1 protein-coding gene and 1 pseudogene are annotated in these 1,113 nt (G+C 62.1%); both read left to right on the top strand.

Features of this window, described 5'->3' with window-relative positions; all coding sequences use genetic code 11:
- A pseudogene (locus M2406_RS26450) lies at positions 1 to 231 on the top strand (molecular chaperone); the annotation flags it as partial.
- Positions 232 to 319: 88 nt separating this feature from the next.
- The coding region (locus tag M2406_RS26445; RefSeq protein ID WP_310473645.1) for a FimD/PapC N-terminal domain-containing protein at positions 320 to 1,113 on the top strand (794 nt) is incomplete at its 3' end.

Raw genomic sequence — 1,113 nt, 5'->3', positions numbered from 1 at the left:
CGCCGCGGTGACCGCCTGATGGTGACCAACCCGACACCGTATCACATCACCTTCGGTCAACTGACCGTGGCCGGCAAACAGGTGGATGCGGACAGTCGGCGCGTGATGGTGCCGCCGAAGGGGGAGCAGTCTTACCCTCTCCCGGCCGGCACGCCGTCGGGAGAAGTGACCTGGCAGGTGATTGATGAGTTCGGTCTGATGACCGACCTGAAACACCAGCCGCTGTCTTGAGGTGCACGTGAACAGGCAGATAACCAACACCGACGCGACAGACATGCACCACGTCAACACACGACACACAGAGCAGAGTGATAAAAAAATGAAGAGCATTCACGCCACAAAGTCCCGCGCCGGGCGCCGGGTACCGACAGCGACGCACCCCCTGACCGGACTGCCGGTGTGTTTTCGTGTTCGTCCGGCCCTGCTGTTGCTGTTGCTCTCCGGGAGCTGCGGCGTGGCGCAGGCGAAAGAGTATTTTAACCCGGCGTTCCTGGACGACGGCAGCGGCCAGACCATTGACCTGTCGGCGTATGAAACCGCCGGCGGCGTGGCGGAGGGCAGCTACCTGGTGGACATCTGGATGAACGACAGGCAGGCCAGCACCCGCCAGGTGCGCTTTAGCAAGGCGGCCAACGGTGACGTTATCCCGGAACTGACGCCGGCGATGCTCAAGGGGATGGGCGTGGCAATCGACCGTATTGAAACCCTGAAGGCGCTCCCGGCTGATAAACCCGTGGGTGACCTGAAAACGGTGATCCCCGGGGCGACCGTGACCTTCAGTATGGCGAAACTGCGTCTGGACCTGACCGTGCCACAGGTCGATATGCTGGAGCAGGCGGACGGCACGGTGGATCCGTCCCTGTGGGACGAGGGGGTGCCGGCGGCCATGTTCAGCTACATGATGAGCGGCTCGCAAACCAAGATGGATGGGCAGTATGGTTCGGATGACTCCACGTCCAGCAGCCTGTTCGGCACCCTGAACGGCGGGCTGAACATGGGCGCCTGGCGCCTGCGCTCCACCATGACGGCCAGCCAGTACAAAAACAGCGGTAATGGCAACGACACCACGACCAGCACCACGGATTTCAGCAACACCTACGTGCAGCGTGATAT

This window comes from Serratia sp. BIGb0163 (genome assembly GCF_024809935.1).
GTDB lineage: Bacteria > Pseudomonadota > Gammaproteobacteria > Enterobacterales > Enterobacteriaceae > Serratia > Serratia quinivorans.
Note: the sequence above shows the minus strand (reverse complement) of the source record. Positions and strands in the feature narration are given on the sequence as shown.